Below are 2,870 nucleotides of genomic sequence, written 5' to 3' on the forward strand. Positions count from 1 at the left end.
GATCAGGTGCGCCGTGTCAACTCGAGCCGGTAGCGCCTTCCTTGTTCGTGCCATCGATTCCGTCCGTAGTGGAGACGGGACCGGATTGTCGCACAGAATTATCTATCTGAACAGTATTGGTTCTAGAGCCCAAGCAGGCGGGCGAGCTGCTCCGCGCGATCGACGCGTCGGCACCGTCACCGCGGGCGGATTCGCTGTGCCGTCTGTGTTGATGCCCGGCATCTTGTCGGCGCTGGTCCCGGTTTCGTCGCTGCTGCGTGCAGGCGCGTCGATCGTGCCGCTCAACAGCGGCGGCAAGTCGTTCACCACCGCGGCGGTGTCGACCATTCCGACCGCCTCTTGGCGCGCGGAGGCTGGCGCGCTGGCAACCTCTGATCCGGTGTTCCGCTCGGTCGTCGCTGCGCCCAAGAGCCTGGCCTTCCAGTTCAAGATCTCGCGCGAACTGCTCGGCGACGGTCAGAACATCACGGAAGCGCTGTACCTGGCCATCGCGCARTCATTCGCCAAGGAACTCGACCGGGCCGGCCTGCGGGGTTCTGGCACGTCGCCCGAGCCGCGCGGCCTGCTGAACGTCAGCGGCGTCCAGGCAGTGACCAACGGCGCCAACGGTGCATCGTTGGCGAGTCTGCGCTACACCAACGTGTTCTCGGCTGTCCAAGCGCTGCTGCAGGCCGATGCGCCGATGCCCACCGCCGCGATCATGTCGCCGCGCTCCCTGGTCGGGCTGGGCCAACTTGCCGACAAGACGAACCAGCCGCTACGCGTGCCCGGCATGCTCGAGCCGATCCAACTCATTGGCACCAGCCAGATCCCGAACGCGCTCACGGTCGGCACGTCGAGCGACTGCACCGAGATGTACGTCGGCGACTTCGGCAATTTGTACTTCATGCTTCGCGAGAACGTGTCGGTGCAGGTGCTGAGCGAGCTGTACGCGGGCACCGGTGAAATCGGCTTCGCTTGCCATGTGCGCGCCGACGTGATGTGACTATCCGGCAGCCTTCGCTGTCGTGACCGGCATCCGTCCTTAAAGACAGATCAAGGGGATTACTCATGAGCAGAGCAACAACCATGAGAGCGCGCGGCCGAGCTTTTTCAAGGCGGGCGCGCACCTATTCAAAACCGGATCGCGTGCCTTCATGCGCGGTTCGGGTGGCTGCTCTCGGGAGAAGGGCTGTGACGAGGGATCACCGCGAGGCCTGACATAACCGCGCTGCACTCCCTCACCTTTACCCCACCGGTTCGGCAAACCCTGCTCCGTTGTCTTCAAGCGGACTCCGAGCCAGGAGAACCACTGGCATCAATGCCGATGGGCCGGCGCTCATGGTGGCGGTTGTGTTGATCGGGGTCCGTTATTGCGCTCAGCCGCCCGGACGCCTCAACGAGGTAGCGCGGCTTGCTATGGAGGGCGACCTCCGGCATCGAGGAGCCGCCCGAGTCCGGGTGGGTGCCGAAGCTTCCTCTACCAGCGCCGGAGGCCGTCGTATTCACTGCGACAGATCCCTATAGCTCCAAGAATCGTGTGTCGCCGGTGTGGGTGCGGGAAATCCAGTCGTCGATGAAGTCCCGAGCTTTCGCGCACAAGGCAAGCCTTGCGGCGGTCTCATCAACTCGTGAAGAGGACAACGCCATCCGGCATTTATGCTGTCCCTCCCAGAAGAGATCCGCATGCGCTGAAAACGCTTCTCCGGCACTTGTGATCTCCACGCGTACAACCCATTCTCAATAGTCAAGATCTGCGTAGCCGTCGTTGACCATCGTGATCCTCTCTCATCTGATCTGGTGCGCGACTTGTCCTCGTTTACAGCATGGGCGCGTCGAGTGCTTCTTGCTTTGTTCTGGATCAAGTTTCACGATGATTCTTTCCTCTCTGACCTTGCAAGAGGTCTTGCCCGCTTCGGCGGGCTTTTTCATGCGCACGCAGGTCGCCAACTTGTGGAGAGCATCCGTAATGCTTCGCTTGCCTGGCCGATCCGAAGTCACATCCCGTTGCAACCATCATTTTTCCATCGGAGGAGAATGCCCCGTCATTGAGCTCGGGGAAGCGAAGGCCTCCAGAGCTCTTCTCATCTCACCGACCGACGTTCGCCTATGACTGACGATTGGCAGCGAATTTTCCTGGCTTCGAGCGAATTTGAAGCCTTTGCGGAAGCTTGGAACAAGCTGGTCATGCGCGTGCGACGCGGTGAGGCAGTCGATCCTTCCGAATGGAGGGACAAGCTCGCGACGTTGGATTCAGCGTACACGCGATTCATAGGGCTGGTGCCGATGGACATGCCGAATCAGAGCTGCTTCAAGAAGTCGCTTGTTGAACGGGAGTCCATATAACCGGGGCGGCAAACCCTAGCTCCGTTGTCTTCAAGCGGACTCCGAGCCAGGCGCGCTGGCCGCCCTGACGCGAGCACCGACGGGCGCTCCTCCAGCCATGCCCCGCAACCCCCCAGACCCGAAGCGCATCGCCCGCAGGAACCACGAGATCCGCGTGGCCGAGGAGTTCCCTCTACCCAAGGTAGAGGGCTCGATCAAGGAGCTGGACGTGCTAAACACCGGGGCGGTGATCCTGAACGGTCTATTCGACCTCGCGCAGCTCGAGGCCATCGTGGCGCACATGACGGCGCTGGGCGCACCGGAGTGAAGGTCACAGAAGACGGAGCGTGTCGAGCTGGGGTGTCACGACGTAGAACCTGATCCGTGCGGTAGTCGAAAGGCTCACCGCTGAGGGTCAACGCTGACTGCTCGCCGATGTCAATATTGTTGACAAACCATCCGCCCCTCGTTGGATCGTAGTCGGCAAAGTACGATCTTTTTGAGTCAGCCGGTTTTCCCGCATTCTTCTTGGCTGCCAACGCGAAAGCATCTTCTCGCGCCGATAG

Annotated in this window: 3 protein-coding genes; all 3 read left to right on the plus strand. The window is 61.3% G+C overall.

The features are described 5' to 3' along the window. Positions 1–13: 13 nt before the first annotated feature. A complete protein-coding gene (locus AC1DY5_RS49865; protein WP_478121715.1) occupies positions 14–985 on the plus strand; it encodes a phage major capsid protein in 972 nt (323 codons plus the stop codon). A gap of 1,103 nt (positions 986–2,088) precedes the next feature. Then, the gene (locus AC1DY5_RS49870) at positions 2,089–2,325 is read left to right on the plus strand and encodes a hypothetical protein (RefSeq protein WP_478121713.1); all 237 of its coding nucleotides are present in this window, start codon (positions 2,089–2,091) and stop codon (positions 2,323–2,325) included. 97 nt (positions 2,326–2,422) lie between these two features. Next, complete coding sequence (locus tag AC1DY5_RS49875) at positions 2,423–2,632, plus strand: hypothetical protein (protein WP_478121714.1); 210 nt, start codon at positions 2,423–2,425, stop codon at positions 2,630–2,632. The last annotated feature ends 238 nt before the right edge of the window (positions 2,633–2,870 follow it).

The sequence above is a fragment of the Variovorax sp. P4_D9 genome, from assembly GCF_056401695.1.

What these genes read in the sequence shown, in the direction of transcription:
- AC1DY5_RS49870 (WP_478121713.1), top strand. Translation starts at nt 2,089, where the DNA reads ATGACTGACGATTGGCAGCGAATTTTCCTGGCTTCGAGCGAATTTGAA.
- AC1DY5_RS49875 (WP_478121714.1), top strand. Translation starts at nt 2,423, where the DNA reads ATGCCCCGCAACCCCCCAGACCCGAAGCGCATCGCCCGCAGGAACCAC.